General features: G+C 66.4%; 13 protein-coding genes. 4 read left to right on the forward strand and 9 right to left on the reverse strand.

Annotated features, from left to right (window positions below; genetic code table 11):
• The first annotated feature begins 29 nt into the window (after window positions 1-29).
• The 3 genes from folP to QTH90_RS01390 are packed head-to-tail and all read left to right on the forward strand — an operon-like array spanning window position 30 to window position 2,706.
• Window positions 30-890 (forward strand): dihydropteroate synthase, encoded by an 861-nt coding sequence (folP, locus tag QTH90_RS01380; RefSeq protein WP_286662750.1) that lies wholly within the window; start codon window positions 30-32, stop codon window positions 888-890.
• Window positions 887-2,221, forward strand: coding sequence for a phosphoglucosamine mutase (gene glmM, locus QTH90_RS01385; RefSeq protein ID WP_286662751.1), 1,335 nt, complete (start codon window positions 887-889; stop codon window positions 2,219-2,221). The genes folP and glmM overlap by 4 nt, the downstream gene beginning before the upstream one ends.
• A gap of 5 nt (window positions 2,222-2,226) precedes the next feature.
• Window positions 2,227-2,706 carry a GNAT family N-acetyltransferase gene (locus QTH90_RS01390; RefSeq protein WP_286662752.1) on the forward strand — a complete coding sequence of 160 codons (480 nt, stop codon included), beginning with the start codon at window positions 2,227-2,229 and terminating at the stop codon, window positions 2,704-2,706.
• A 53-nt stretch (window positions 2,707-2,759) separates the two neighbouring features.
• Here the strand turns inward: QTH90_RS01390 and QTH90_RS01395 are convergent, their stop codons facing one another.
• From QTH90_RS01395 to QTH90_RS01415, 5 genes are read right to left on the reverse strand one after another with little or no spacing between them, the layout of a single operon-like run.
• Window positions 2,760-4,031, reverse strand: coding sequence for an acyl-CoA dehydrogenase family protein (locus QTH90_RS01395; RefSeq protein ID WP_286662753.1), 1,272 nt, complete (start codon window positions 4,029-4,031; stop codon window positions 2,760-2,762).
• A gap of 46 nt (window positions 4,032-4,077) precedes the next feature.
• Window positions 4,078-5,166: a phosphotransferase gene (locus tag QTH90_RS01400; RefSeq protein WP_286662754.1), complete on the reverse strand. Its 1,089-nt coding sequence runs from the start codon at window positions 5,164-5,166 to the stop codon at window positions 4,078-4,080.
• Between the two features lie 20 nt (window positions 5,167-5,186).
• Entirely contained in the window at window positions 5,187-5,909 is a 723-nt protein-coding gene (locus QTH90_RS01405) for a Crp/Fnr family transcriptional regulator (RefSeq protein ID WP_286566417.1), read from the reverse strand.
• 55 nt (window positions 5,910-5,964) lie between these two features.
• Window positions 5,965-6,744 (reverse strand): oxepin-CoA hydrolase, alternative type, encoded by a 780-nt coding sequence (locus QTH90_RS01410; RefSeq protein ID WP_286662755.1) that lies wholly within the window; start codon window positions 6,742-6,744, stop codon window positions 5,965-5,967.
• 9 nt (window positions 6,745-6,753) lie between these two features.
• Window positions 6,754-8,274 carry a 3-hydroxyacyl-CoA dehydrogenase gene (locus tag QTH90_RS01415; RefSeq protein WP_286662756.1) on the reverse strand — a complete coding sequence of 507 codons (1,521 nt, stop codon included), beginning with the start codon at window positions 8,272-8,274 and terminating at the stop codon, window positions 6,754-6,756.
• 145 nt (window positions 8,275-8,419) lie between these two features.
• Here QTH90_RS01415 and QTH90_RS01420 point away from each other — a divergent pair, with 145 nt between their 5' ends.
• On the forward strand, window positions 8,420-10,567 hold the full coding sequence (locus QTH90_RS01420) for a tetratricopeptide repeat protein (protein ID WP_286662757.1): 2,148 nt from the start codon (window positions 8,420-8,422) through the stop codon (window positions 10,565-10,567).
• Here QTH90_RS01420 and QTH90_RS01425 read toward each other — a convergent pair.
• From QTH90_RS01425 to lexA, 4 genes are all read right to left on the reverse strand, one after another.
• Window positions 10,557-11,729 (reverse strand): MFS transporter, encoded by a 1,173-nt coding sequence (locus QTH90_RS01425; protein ID WP_286662758.1) that lies wholly within the window; start codon window positions 11,727-11,729, stop codon window positions 10,557-10,559. The genes QTH90_RS01420 and QTH90_RS01425 overlap by 11 nt on opposite strands.
• Entirely contained in the window at window positions 11,726-12,733 is a 1,008-nt protein-coding gene (locus QTH90_RS01430; RefSeq protein WP_286662759.1) for a D-2-hydroxyacid dehydrogenase family protein, read from the reverse strand. The genes QTH90_RS01425 and QTH90_RS01430 overlap by 4 nt, the downstream gene beginning before the upstream one ends.
• A 137-nt stretch (window positions 12,734-12,870) precedes the next feature.
• Window positions 12,871-13,212 carry a hypothetical protein gene (locus tag QTH90_RS01435; RefSeq protein ID WP_286662760.1) on the reverse strand — a complete coding sequence of 114 codons (342 nt, stop codon included), beginning with the start codon at window positions 13,210-13,212 and terminating at the stop codon, window positions 12,871-12,873.
• 115 nt (window positions 13,213-13,327) lie between these two features.
• On the reverse strand, window positions 13,328-14,002 hold the full coding sequence (lexA, locus tag QTH90_RS01440) for a transcriptional repressor LexA (RefSeq protein WP_093107767.1): 675 nt from the start codon (window positions 14,000-14,002) through the stop codon (window positions 13,328-13,330).
• Window positions 14,003-14,028: the final 26 nt, after the last annotated feature.

The following is a 14,028-nucleotide window of genomic DNA, read 5'->3' on the forward strand; positions in this document are numbered from 1 at the left end:
CTGGCCCCGTTTTTTCATGGGGAAGCGGTATGACGGCGGTTTGGCAGACGGCGCGCTTTGCCATCGACCTGGCCGAGCCGCGGGTGATGGGCATCGTCAACGTCACCCCCGATTCCTTTTCCGACGGAGGCTCGCATGCCTCCACCGAGGCCGCAGTGCGCCATTGCGCACAACTGGTCGAGGAGGGCGCGGACATCCTGGACATCGGCGGCGAATCGACACGTCCGGGGAGCCCGGCGGTCCCGCTCGACGCCGAACTGGCGCGGGTCCTGCCGGTGGTGCGCGAGGCCGTGAAGCTCCAGGTGCCCATCTCCATCGACACCTACAAGCCCGAAGTGATGCGTGCAGTGTTGGGGCTCGGTGCGGACATCGTCAACGACATCTGGGCGCTGCGCCAGCCGGGCGCCCTGAACGCGGTCGCCGCCCATCCTGCATGTGGCGTCTGCCTGATGCACATGCACCGCGATCCGCAGACCATGCAGACGGCCCCGATGGAGGGTGATGTGGTGCCGGCGGTGCGCGCCTTCCTGGAAGCGCAGGCAAAGGCATTGCTGGCCCTGGGCGTCGATGCGTCCCGTATCGTGCTCGACCCCGGCATCGGCTTCGGGAAGACAGTGGCACAGAATTTCGACTTGCTTGCGCGCCAGCGCGAACTGCTGGTCTCGGGCTGGCCCGTGCTGGCCGGGTGGTCGCGCAAGTCCTCGCTGGGCGCCGTCACTGGCATCGAGACAGCGGGAGAGCGCATGGCGCCCAGTGTGGCCGCGGCCGTGCTGGCCGTCGAGCACGGCGCGGCGATCGTGCGTGTGCATGATGTGCGCGAAACCGTGGCGGCGCTGGCGGTATGGCGCGCCATGAAACGACAACAACAGGGAAAGGTACTAGATCAATGACAAGAGAATATTTCGGCACCGACGGCATTCGCGGAACGGTCGGGCAACCCCCCATCACACCCGATTTCGTGCTGCGCCTCGCGCACGCCGTAGGCCGTGTGCTCAAGAAGACGGAGTCGCGTCCGACGGTGCTGATCGGCAAGGACACGCGCATTTCCGGCTACATGCTGGAATCGGCGCTCGAGTCGGGCTTCAACTCCGCGGGCGTGGATGTGGTGCTGCTCGGCCCGCTGCCGACGCCGGGCGTGGCGTACCTGACGCGAGCGCAACGCGCGAGCCTGGGCGTCGTGATCAGTGCGAGCCACAACGCCTATCCGGACAACGGCATCAAGTTCTTCAGCGCCCACGGCACCAAGCTCAGCGACGAGTGGGAACTGGCCGTCGAGGCTGCCCTCAAGGAGCCCCCGGTCTGGGTCGACTCCAAGACGCTCGGCAAGGCGCGACGCCTCAACGATGCGCCGGGGCGCTACATCGAGTTCTGCAAGAGCACCTTCGCCAATGACCTGACCTTGCGCGGCCACAAGCTCGTTGTCGATGCGGCGCACGGTGCGGCCTACCAGGTGGCACCGTCCGTCTTCCACGAACTCGGCGCGGAGGTGTCGAGCATCGGCTGTGCGCCCGACGGGCTCAACATCAACAAGGGCTTCGGTGCCACCCATCCGCAGGCGCTGATCGATGCGGTCAAGGCCCAAGGCGCCGAGTACGGCATCGCACTCGATGGAGATGCCGACCGGCTGCAGCTGGTCGACGCGAGCGGTCGCCTGTTCAACGGCGACGAACTTCTGTACCTGATGGCAATGGAACGCATCGCCCGCGGCGAGAAGCCTGCCGGCGTGGTTGGCACCCTGATGACGAACAAGGCTGTCGAGGTGGCGCTGAAGGGGCAGGGCATCGAGTTCGTGCGTGCCCGGGTTGGCGATCGCTATGTCCTGGAAGAACTCGAGAAGCGCCGGTGGCTGCTGGGCGGCGAAGGCTCCGGCCACCTGCTCGCGCTCGATCGCCACACGACGGGCGACGGCATCGTGAGCGCTCTGCAGGTGCTGCAGGCCTGCGTGCGAAGCGGCCGCAGCGTGGCCGAGTTGCTCGCCGAAGTGACGCTGTTTCCGCAGACGCTCATCAACGTGCGTCTGGCGGAGGGACAGGATTGGAAGTCCAACGCCTCACTGGCTGCTGAAACGCGGCGCGCCGAGGCCGAACTCGGCGACGCCGGGCGTGTGTTGATTCGCGCAAGCGGCACCGAGCCGCTGCTGCGCGTCATGGTCGAGGCGCGTGACGCGGCGCAAGCCGAGGCTTGTGCGCGGCGCCTCGTCGCGGCCGTCCAGGAAGGTTGAGCGCGATGATCGATGTCGTGATGGCGGACTACCGCAATCCCGCGCATGCGCGGGCGCTGGTCGACCTGCTGGACGCCTATGCCCGCGATCCCGCAGGCGGCGGCGCGCCTCTGCCGGCCGACGTGACGGCGGGGTTGCCCGAGGCGCTCGCCGCGCGGCCGCAAGCCTTCAGCGTGCTCGCATACGACGGCGAGCAGCCCGTCGGGCTGATCAATTGCATCGAAGGTTTCTCGACCTTCGCCTGCAAGCCGCTGGTCAACGTCCACGATGTTGTCGTGCTGGCCAGTCATCGGGGGAAGCGGGTGACGCAGCGCATGCTGGACCGCGTGGAGTCCGAGGCCCGCGCCAGAGGGGCCTGCAAGCTCACGCTCGAAGTGCTGTCAGGCAACCGGAGCGCGCTGCGGGCGTACGAGCGCGAAGGCTTCGGCAATTACCAGCTCGATCCGGCCTTCGGATCGGCCATGTTCATGCAGAAGAAGCTGTAGGAAAAAAGCCGCCGGCACCTTCCGGTGCGGCGGCCTTCATCGGGAAGCCGGAATCAGAAACGAGTGACGGGCATCGCGTCGTCGCTCTTGGCCGGCGCGTACTTGCCCAGTTCCCACTTCGCGATCGCATTGCGGTGCACTTCGTCCGGGCCATCCGCGAAGCGCAACGTGCGGGCGCCTGCATAGGCATAGGCGAGCGGGAAGTCGTCGCACATTCCGCCGCCGCCGTGCACCTGCATGGCCCAGTCGATGACCTGGCAAGCCATGCTCGGTGCGACCACCTTGATCATCGCGATCTCGGTCTTGGCGACCTTGTTGCCGGCCACGTCCATCAGCCACGCGGCCTTCAGCGTCAGCAGGCGCGCCATGTCGATCTTGCAGCGCGCTTCGGCGATGCGTTCCTGCGTCACGGTCTGCGATGCGACGGTCTTGCCGAAGGCCACGCGCGAGGAGGCGCGCTTGCACATCAGTTCGAGCGCGCGTTCCGCCAGGCCGATCAGGCGCATGCAGTGGTGGATGCGTCCCGGGCCGAGGCGGCCCTGGGCGATCTCGAAGCCGCGGCCTTCGCCCAGCAGGATGTTGCCTACGGGCACACGGACGTTCTCGAAGAACATCTCGACGTGGCCGTGCGGCGCGTCGTCATAGCCCAGCACGTTGAGCGGTCGCACGATGCGGATGCCCTTGGTGTCGGCCGGCACGATGACCATGCTCTGCTGGGAATGGCGGGGCGCGTCGGGTTCCGACTTGCCCATCGTGATGAAGACCTTGCAGCGCGGATCGGCCGCGCCGGAAATCCACCACTTGCGGCCATTGATCACGTACTCGTCACCCTGGCGTTCGATGCGGGTCGAGATGTTGGTCGCATCGCTGGAAGCCACGTCGGGCTCGGTCATCGCGAAGGCGGAGCGGATCTCGCCTTCGAGCAGCGGCTTGAGCCAGCGCGACTTGATCTCGTCGGAGCCGTAGCGGGCAATGGTTTCCATGTTGCCGGTGTCGGGCGCCGAGCAGTTGAAGGCTTCGCTCGCCCATGGCACCCGCCCCATGATCTCGGCCAGCGGTGCGTATTCCTGGTTGGTGAGGCCGGCGCCTTCGTAGCCCGACGCGGCAGCGCTGTCGACCGGAAGGAACAGGTTCCACAGACCCTGGGCCTTCGCCTTGACCTTGAGCTTCTCGACCGTATCGAGCGCGGTCCAGCGCTTGCCAGCGGCGGTATTGGCGGCCAGTTCCGCCGAGTACGCAGCCTCTGCGGGGTAGATGTGGTCTTCCATGAAGGCGCTGACGCGCTTTTGAAGCTCTTTGGTTTTGGCCGAGTATTCGAAGTCCATGTCGTCTCCAGGTGGGTGAGGTGTCAGGCGGCCGCTGCCGCGCCGATCATGCTTTCTTGGCGAATTGCCAGGCCATTTCGGCCATCGGACGCGCACCGCGGCCCGAGGCCACGGCTTGTTCGCTCGATGCGGTGCCGGCCTCGACCCGCTTGGCGATACCTTGCAGGATCGCCGCGATGCGGAACATGTTGTAGGCCAGGTAGAAGTTCCAGTCCGGCGCCAGCGCCTCGGGCGTCGTGAGGCCGGTGCGGTCGCAGTAGCGCTGGATGTATTCGCTCTCTGTCGGAATGCCGAGGCTCTTCAGGTCGAGGCCGCCGATGCCGCGCGACATCGCGTGCGGGATGTGCCAGGCCATGCAGTGGTAGCTGAAGTCCGCAAGAGGGTGGCCCAGCGTCGACAGCTCCCAGTCGAGCACGGCGATCGCGCGCGGCTCCGTGGCGTGGAACATCAGGTTGTCCAGGCGGAAGTCGCCGTGCACGATCGAGATCATTTTCTCGTCGCGTGCGCTGGCCGGAATGTGCGCCGGCAGCCATTCCATGAGGCGATCCATTTCGGGAATCGGCTGCGTGACCGATGCGACGTACTGCTTGCTCCAGCGGCCGATCTGGCGCTCGAAGTAGTTGCCGGGCTTGCCGTAGTCGGCGAGGCCGCGCTCGGCGAACTTCACCGTGTGCAGTGCCGCGATGACGCGGTTCATCTCGTCGTAGATGGCTGCGCGCCCGGCGTTGTCCGTGCCGGGGAGGGATTGGTCCCACAGCACGCGGCCTGCCATGAACTCCATCACGTAGAAGGCACGGCCGATCACGGCCTCGTCTTCGCACAGGCAGTACATCCGCGGCACCGGCACGTCGGTGCCGGCGAGGCCGCTCATGACCTTGAACTCGCGCTCGACCGCGTGCGCGGAAGGCAGCAGCTTGGCGACCGGACCCGGCTTGGCGCGCATCACGTAGCTCTGCGATGGCGTGATGAGCTTGTAGGTCGGGTTGGACTGCCCGCCCTTGAACATCTCGACCGTGAGCGGTCCCTTGAAGCCCTCGAGGTTGGTTTCGAGCCATGCGGTCAGCGCATCGATGTCGACGAGGTGCTGCGGGGAAACGGCACGCGTGCCGACGAATTTGTCGAAGTCCTGGGTCATGTCTCTCGATATCTCTGGATTTATTGGTCGTCGGCTTCCGAGATGCGCATCAGTGCGGCGCGGTCCAGCACCACCAGGCCGCCCGGCTCGATGCGGATCGCTTCCTCGCGTTCCATGGCCTTCAGTTCCTGGTTGACGCGCTGGCGCGAGGCGCCGAGCAATTGCGCGAGTTCTTCCTGCGCGAGATGCAGGCCGATGCGCATCTGGCTGCCATCCGCGAGGTTTGGCACGCCGTAGCTGCGAACCAGATGGATCAGCTGCTTCGCGAGCCGTGCGCGCAAGGGCAGGGTGTTGAGATCCTCCACCAGCCCGAACAACTGGCGGATGCGCCGCGCCTGCAGACGCATCAGCGCCTCGTAGAGCTCGACGTGGTTCGCGAGGATCTTCTGGAAGTCCGCACGCGCCACGCAGAGGATCGTGGAGTCGCCATGCGCGTATGCATCGTGCGTGCGCCGGTCCCCATCGAACATCGCCACGTCGCCGAACCAGATGCCCGGCTCGACGTAGGTCAGCGTCACCTGCTTGCCCGACACGGCCGTCGAACTCACGCGTACCGCGCCCTTCGCGCAGGCGATCCACTGCTCCGGCGGATCGCCGCGAGCGGCGATCAGCTCGCCGTCCTTGTAGCGTTTGACGAATGCACATCGGAGGATGTCGTGGCGCAGAGATGGGGAAAGAGAAGAAAACCAGCGACCACCGTTGATCGCTTCACGTTCTTCGATGGTAAGAATGGGGTCGTCCATGGACTGTCCTGTCGGTGACTGAAAAGCTGAGGGTTGTCGCCGGAGCGACGCGCCCTCATTCGTAGCGCGGGGTCTGTTTGGAGAGGAACGCCGCGATGCCGATGCCGGCGTTGGCGTGGTGAAGATTGCGCACGAAGTGATCGCGCTCCTGCGACAGCTGCGAAACCAGGGTCGCGCCCCGCGCTTCGCTGAGCAATTCCTTGATGCTGGCCAGCGCGTTCGGCGCGCGGGCGTTGAGCTTGCCGGCGATCGCGAGTGCGGCGGCGAGGGCCTGGCCGCTCTCGGTGATCTCGTTGACCAGTCCGAGCGCATGCAGGCGCGTTGCATCGAGTCGTTCGCCGAGCATGAGCCATTCGCTGGCCAACTGGCGCGGCAGGGCCTGTCCGAGATGCCAGCTCAGGCCACCGTCCGGTGAAAGCGCCACATTGCTGTACGAGGCGGCGAACACCGCGTCGCGCGCCGAGACGACGAAATCACAGGCCAATGCCAGCGAGAAGCCCGCGCCGGCCGCTGCGCCTTCGACCGCCGCGATGACGGGCTTCGGAAAGGTGCGGATCGAATCGACCCAGGTGTGCAACGCCTCGATGCTCTCGGCCTGCACCGAGGGCTCGCGGTCCCGGTTGGCGGACAGGCGCTGCAGCGAGCCGCCGGCGCAGAACCATTTGCCTTCGCCGACAAGGATGACGCTGCGGATCTCGTCGCTGTTCTCTGCGCCGTTGAGCGCCTCGATGCCGGCCGCGTACATCTCGGGGCCCAGCGCGTTGCGCTGTGAAGGATTGGAGAGGGTGAGCACCATCGTGCTGCCCTCGGTCGTGCTTTTCAGTTCTGCGGTCATGGGTGTCACTTACTCTTCTTCATGGGTGAGGCTCAGGCCGAGGGCGCCGCGGCGGCGCAGCCACGGACTCGGGCGATAGCGAGGATCGCCGTAGACGGTCTGGAGGTTGAACAACACTTCGAGCATGTTGGTCGGGCCGTAAAGGTCGCCCATGGCCAACGGCCCTTGCGGATAGCCGAGCCCGAGGCGCACGGCCGTGTCGAGGTCGGCCGGCGAGCAGACGCCTTGCTGGCACATGTCGCAGGCGATGTTCACGATGGTCGCGACGACGCGCTGGGTCACGAAGCCGCCGCTGTCTCGGATCACGCTGACGGCTTTGCCGTCGCGCGCGAACAGCGCATGCGCCGCGTCGCGCATGTCGCGCCGGGTGGCGGGGTTGGTGGCCAGCACGCGGCGCTTGGTCGCCGCGTCGTCGGCCATCATGTCGATGCCAACCGTGCGCGTTGCGTCGAGTCGCTCGACTGCGGCCACGGTCGTGACGTCGAAGCCAAGCGGGGCGACCACGATCAGCGCCGCGCTCGAAGGCGTCGCGCCGCTTTCGAGCTGGGCGCCGAGGGCGTGCACGAGCCGAAGCAGTTCGGGCCGGCGTGCCGCACGCGGCGAGACCCAGACCGAGGGGATCGATTCGACCGTCGGCACTGGCGGCTCCGGGATCTGCTGCATCGCCCCGTCCGGGTAGCGGTAGAAGCCTTCGCCTGTCTTGCGGCCCAGTGCGCCGGCGGCCAGGCGCTGCGCGGTGATCACGCTGGGGCGGTAGCGCGGCTCCTCGTAATACTGGCGGTAGATGGATTCCATCACCGGGTGCGATACGTCGAGCGCCGTCAGGTCGAGCAATTCGAAGGGTCCGAGCCGGAAGCCGGCCTGGTCCTTCAGGATGCGGTCGATGGTCGCGAAGTCCGCCACGCCTTCGCCGGCGATGCGCAGTGCCTCGGTGCCGTAGCCGCGCCCCGCGTGATTCACGATGAAGCCGGGCGTGTCCTTCGCCTGCACCGCGCTGTGGCCCATCTGCGTGGCATAGCCGGCGAGCCGCTTGCAGACCTCGGCGTCCGTCTTGAAGCCAGCCACGACCTCCACGACCTTCATCAGCGGCACGGGATTGAAGAAATGGAAGCCCGCCATGCGCCCGGGATGCTTCATCGCCGCCGCAATGGCGGTGACGGACAGCGACGACGTATTGGTGGCCAGCGTGGCCGAAGGCGAAACGACCGCCTCCAGTTCCTTGAAGAGCTTGCGCTTGACCTCCAGATCCTCGACCACCGCCTCGATCACCAGGTCGCAGCCGGCCAGCGCCTCCATCGAATCCACCGCGCGGATGCGCGCCGACAGCGCATCGCGCTGCGCGGCGTCCAGCTTGCCTTTCTCTTGCTGTTTTTGCCATTGGGCGAGGACGGCATCGCGTCCACGTGCTGCCGCGCCGTCGAAGCTGTCGAGCAGCAAAACCTCGCTTCCGGCCTGCGCTGCGATTTGCGCAATTCCCCGGCCCATGGCGCCAGCGCCGATCACACCTATGTTGGAAAAGTTCACAGTCATTTGATAATTGTCTCTCTCTGAAAGATCGGCTCTGACCCTCATGTCAGAATGTGTCAACTTTAGATTGCCATTGCAGCCCATTTTGCAGTCCCCACGCTTAGCGGCGAGCCTCTTTCTACTTGGGCTGGCCCTCGAATCATCCGCGTTGACGATCGGTCGGCCGCAGGGCGCCGTCTGGATCGGCAAGCCGATGGACGTGGTGATCCCACTCACGGTCGATCCCGCGGAGGCGGGCGGGTCCTTGTGCCTGGAGGCCACTGTTCTCCAAGGCGATACCCCTGTCCCCGATCGCCGTGTGACTGTATCGCTCGATCCCGGCGCGGGTCCCGGCAATCCCAACATGCGCGTTCGCTCCACCGTTCCGATGGAGGAACCGGTGGTCACCGTCACGGTGCGGGCAGGCTGTGACATGAAATCGACGCGCAGCTATGTACTGCTGGCCGATGTGCCCACCGACGTCGCGCTGCCGGGCGTCGTTGCGCCCTCGGCTCGCTCTTCGTCGGATACGGCACCGGTCGCGCGGCCTGCTGCGCGTGCAGTCCCGCGCAGTGCGAGCGGCGGGGCGTCCTCATCGGACGGCCCCAGTACCAGGACGGCACAGCGCAGCATCCCTCCGCGAGACGAAGCATCGGCCCCTGGTGCCGAAACGCAGGCACCGCGCCGGGCACCTGCCATCGTCGCACCTGCCGCGCCACGGCGAACGCCCGTTGCCCGGCCACCCGCTGCGCCGAAGGTCGCGGCGGCGACGCCGGTATCCCCTGCGCAAGCGCCCAAGCCAGAACCGGCGACAGGCGCATCGCGGCTTCGCGTGGAGGCGCTGGAGCCCCAATCCACCAAGGAAGCCGGCCTCAAGACCACGACGGAACTGTCGCTGCCTCCTGCCGAGGATCTCGGGCGGCGCGCCGCCGCAGCGGCCCTCTGGAACGCGATGAATCCGCAGCCGCAGGAGGCGCAACGGGAGGCCCAGCGCGCGAAGGACATGGATGCCACGCTCGCCGCTTTGCGCGAGCAGACGGCGCAGAACCAGCGCGCCCTGAACGAGCTGCGCAGTGAACTGGCCCAGGCGCGCGAAGACCAGTACCGCAATCCGTTCGTCTATGCCTTGATCGCGTTGCTGCTGCTGGCGCTCATCGGCATGTTGCTGCTGTGGCGTCTGGCGCGACGTCCAAGCGCGCCGGCGTGGTGGGGCGAGGCGCCTCCTGCGAGGGGCGAGGGCGCGCGCAAGCGCCTCCAGCCGCAGCGAGGCCTCCTGGACGACGAGATGGACCTGGACTCCGAGCCGGAAGTGCGCCCTCCGCGACGCAGTGCCAGCACCGGCCGGACCTTCGTGCCGACACCGTTTGCGCCGCTCGAGCCCAATGCGCTCGACAGCGGCTTCGACGAGCCCGCGGCGCATCCGGTGCGCACTTTCGACAACGCCCCGGTGCGGCCGGTCAACACCGAAGAGCTGTTCGATGTGCAGCAGCAATCGGATTTCTTTCTTTCGCTGGGCCAGCATGACCAGGCGATCGCGGTGCTGCGCGAGCACATCGCCGCCAACCCCGGTACCAGCGCGTTGGCCTACCTCGACCTGTTGCGCATCTTCCATTCGCTCGATCGCAAGGAAGACTATGCGCGGCTCGCGGAAGAGTTCGAACGTGCCTTCAACGCCGACGTCCCGGCCTTCGAACATTTCACCGAAGCGGGCAGGGGGCTGGAGCACTATCGCGGCGCCCTCGCGCGCATCGAATCGCAATGGCCCGCGCCGGGCACCCTGGCGCTGATCGAGGAACTGATATTCCGCAAGCCTGGCGTCCACGAGGATGGCGCGTTCGATCTCGCCGCCTACCAGGAACTGCTGCTCCTGTACGCCGTGGCGAAAGAGGTGATCGATCCGGACAGCGCGCCGCCCGCGCCAGTCACACCGCATTCGTTCGTCGACACGCACGACGAGATGCCGACGGCGACCGCGCCCCTCGAGATCGACACCCAGCCACCGGCCATGCACGACGGTCTCGTGATGCCGCCCTCGATCTACGGCTCGATCGACGACGGCTTGCATCACGACACGGTGATGGTTCCGGACGCACCGGCCCCAATGCCCTCCGCGGACGAGGCACCACCGCGCGCCAAACCCGATCTGGAACTGGATTTCGCCGATTTCGACAAGACGGCCTACGAGACCATGCCGACGCCGATCGAGTCACCCAAGCCGCCGCCCGCGCCTTCGACCGATCCACACGTGATCGACTTCGAGCTGTTCGATCCGAGCACCGAGGCCGAGATCGCACCGCGACCGATCATCAAGCGCTGAATGCGGGCGCGCGGCGCTGTCCCCTGTCCACTGCCACGCTGAGGCCCAGGGCAATGAGGACGGTAGCCAGTCCGACCCAGTTCATCCAGGCGGTCGCGTCATGGGCCAGCAGCCAGCCGCCCGCCGCAGCGCCCACGGCTTGGCCGATATAGATGCCGGAACTGTTCAGCGCCACCGATCCCGGCGCGAGTGCAGGCGAAAGCGCCACCAGCCGCGCCTGCTGGGCCGAATTGGTCGCAAAGCAGCCCAGGCCCCAGGGGGTGAGCAGAAGCGCCAGCCAGACCAGCGTGACACCCAGCGGCCACAGGAGCAGGCTCAGTGCGATCAGCGAGGTGGTGAGCAGCACCATGCGCGGTGCGCCCACCCGGTCGATGTGCCGGCTCACCAGCATGTTGCCCACGAGGCCGCAGGCGCCGAACCACGCCCACATGAGGCCCAGTTCGGTCGCGCTTGCGCCCAGCGTCTGTTTCAGGATGGGCGCGAAATAGCTGAACAACACGAACTGGCCGGCGCCCTGCAGCGCCGTGACCGAGACGACGCCCATCAGCAGAGGACTCTTGAGCACGCGCCCCCAGGCCTCGCGCGACAAGGCCGCAGGCCGGATGCCGGTGGGAAGCTTGAACCAGATCCAGGCCGCGCTGATGGCTGACAGGACCGTGATCGCCGCGAACGCCGCCCGCCATCCGAAATGGCCGCCGATCACGGCGCCGATCGGAAGGCCCAGCACGGAGGCCATCGACCATCCGAGAAAGACGAAGGTGACCGCGCGTCCGCGCTGCTCCGGCGGCACCAGCAAGCCGACGCATGCGGCCGCCTGCGGAGTGAAGATCGCCGGCGCCACCACCGTCAACATGCGGACCAGCAGCAAGCCGCCGAAATTTGGCATCAGCGTTGCGACAAGGTGTCCGGCGCCGTACCACAGCATCGTGCAGGCCAGCAGGACCCGGCGATCCCAGCCGGCGACCACGGCGGCGAGCAAGGGGGCGCCCAGGCACATGACGATCGCGCCAGCCGTGATCAACTGGCCGGCCGTCGCCGCGCTGACCTCCAACGATGTGCTGAGTTCGTTGAGCGTGCCGGGCACGACCATCACGCCCGTGCCGATCACGAAGTTGCCTGCCAGCAGGGCCCAGAGCGCCGCCGGCAGCGCTGGCCGTTTCAACGGCGTACCTGCAGTGCGCCGGGATTGACGATGTTGGTCGGGTTGCCCTTGATGAAGCTGACGACATTGTCGAAAGCCTGACCGAAGTACATCTCGTAGCTGTCCTGCTCGACGTAGCCGATGTGCGGGGTGCAGATGCAGTTCTCGAGCCGGAGCAGGGCGTGGCCCTGCAGCGGTGGTTCGCTCTCGAAGACGTCGACCGCCGCCAGACCGGGCCGGCCGCGATTGAGCGCCGCGAGAAGAGCGTCCTGCTCGACCAGCTCGGCACGCGACGTGTTCACGAACAGCGAGGTCGGCTTCATCCGGGAAAGATCCTCTAGCGTGACCAGTCCGCGCGTTTCCTCGGTGAGCCGCAGATGCACGGACATCACATCGGCTGCAGCGAAAAAGGCCTCCCGGTTCGGAGCAATCTGGAATCCGTCGGACCTCGCCCTGGCGCAGCTTTGTTCGCGGCCCCAGATCACCACCTGCATTCCGAACGCCTGACCGTAGCGTGCGACCAACTGGCCGATGCGCCCGTAGCCCCAGATGCACAACGTCTTGCCCTTGAGCACCGAGCCGAGTCCGAAGTTCGGTGGCATCGATGCCGACTTGAGGCCCGATTGCTGCCACGCGCCGTGCTTGAGGTTGCTGATGTATTGCGGCAGGCGACGCATGGCCGCCATGATCAATGCCCAGGTCAGCTCGGCAGGCGCCAACGGCGACCCCGTGCCTTCCGCCACCGCAATGCCCTGTTCCGTGCAGGCATTCACGTCGATGTGGCCGCCGACCCGGCCGGTCTGCGAGATGAGCTTGAGCTTGGGCAGCTTCTCGATGAGTTGCCGGGAGATGTGGGTGCGCTCACGGATCAGCACGATCACGTCGGCGTCCTTGAGCCGCACCGACAGCTGTCCGATGCCCTTGACCGTGTTGGTGTAGACCTTGGCGGCATACGCATCGAGCTTGGCAGCGCACTGCAATTTGCGCACCGCATCCTGATAGTCGTCGAGGATCACAATGTTCATGGCGTGCCATTGTGCCTCGCACCATCGACATGCTGTGCTGGAGCGTTGATTTGCTGTCGCACGCGACAAACGTTGCGGTCGTCAACGAGCCGCAGCAGCAGGCAACGCGCCCGTTCAGCGCGGGAGGGCCGGGGTATTCAATGCGTGCGGGATGACCGCGGTGCGGTGCCGGCCGCTTCGAGTGCCACCAGCCTGTCGAGCTCGGCGCAGACATCGGCCATCCGGCCCGAAATCACGACGCGGCTCTGGTGGCAGCCAGGCTGCTGCGCATCGACCATGCGCACCACGCGCAGCGGGCGCGCGGTGGGCGCAGTGGCCTGCGTGGTAGTCGCCTGCCGTGCGGCGCAGCTCGGACGAACGCCGACATAGCGCAAACCCGAAGAACTGACGCGACGCGAGCTGCGCGCCGGTATCCAGCGGCTGGCCAGCGATTGCAACGGCGTGAACAAATCAACGATGCTGAGCAGGGCGATTCCCATGTGAACTCCAAAGGTCAGAGATTGAACATAGGCAGGATTGCTTTCATTGGCCTCGACAGGGTGATGGCTCTTCGCCATACGCCCGCCACCTGTCGCGGCCGGGTGATTCAAAGACTCACATCAGCATGGTGTTGCGGATCAGACCGACCGCCAGGCCTTCGATTTCGAAGGGCTCGCCCGGTTGGACGACGATGGTGGGGTAGTCGGGGTTTTCCGCGTGCAGCTCGATGACTTGCTTGTTGCGTTTCAGGCGCTTGACGGTGACTTCGTCGCCCAGACGGGCCACGACGATCTGGCCGTTGCGGGCTTCCTTGGTGGCCTGAACCGCGAGCAGGTCGCCGTCCATGATGCCGGCGTCGCGCATCGACATGCCGCGCACCTTGAGGAGATAGTCAGGCTGGCGCTGGAACAGGGTGTTCTCGACGTAGTAGGTCTGGTCGACATGCTCCTGCGCGAGGATGGGCGAACCGGCGGCCACGCGGCCGATCAAGGGCAGTGCGAGTTGCGCCATGCCGGGCAGCGACAGGGAGAACTGGTTATTGCGGGACTCGTTGAGGGAGCGCAATGCGTCGCCCTTGAGCCGGATGCCTCGGGAGGTGCCGCTGACGAGCTCGATGACACCTTTGCGTGCCAGTGCCTGCAAGTGTTCCTCTGCAGCATTGGCCGACTTGAAGCCGAGCTCGGCGGCGATCTCGGCGCGCGTAGGAGGGGCTCCGGTACGCGCGATGGCGCTCTGGATCAAGTCCAGAATCTGCTGCTGACGGGCGGTAAGCTTCACGGCGAACTGCATGTTGGCTCCTGATGGGCACTGGCTGA

It is taken from the genome of Variovorax flavidus (assembly GCF_030317145.1).
Lineage (GTDB): Bacteria > Pseudomonadota > Gammaproteobacteria > Burkholderiales > Burkholderiaceae_C > Variovorax > Variovorax flavidus.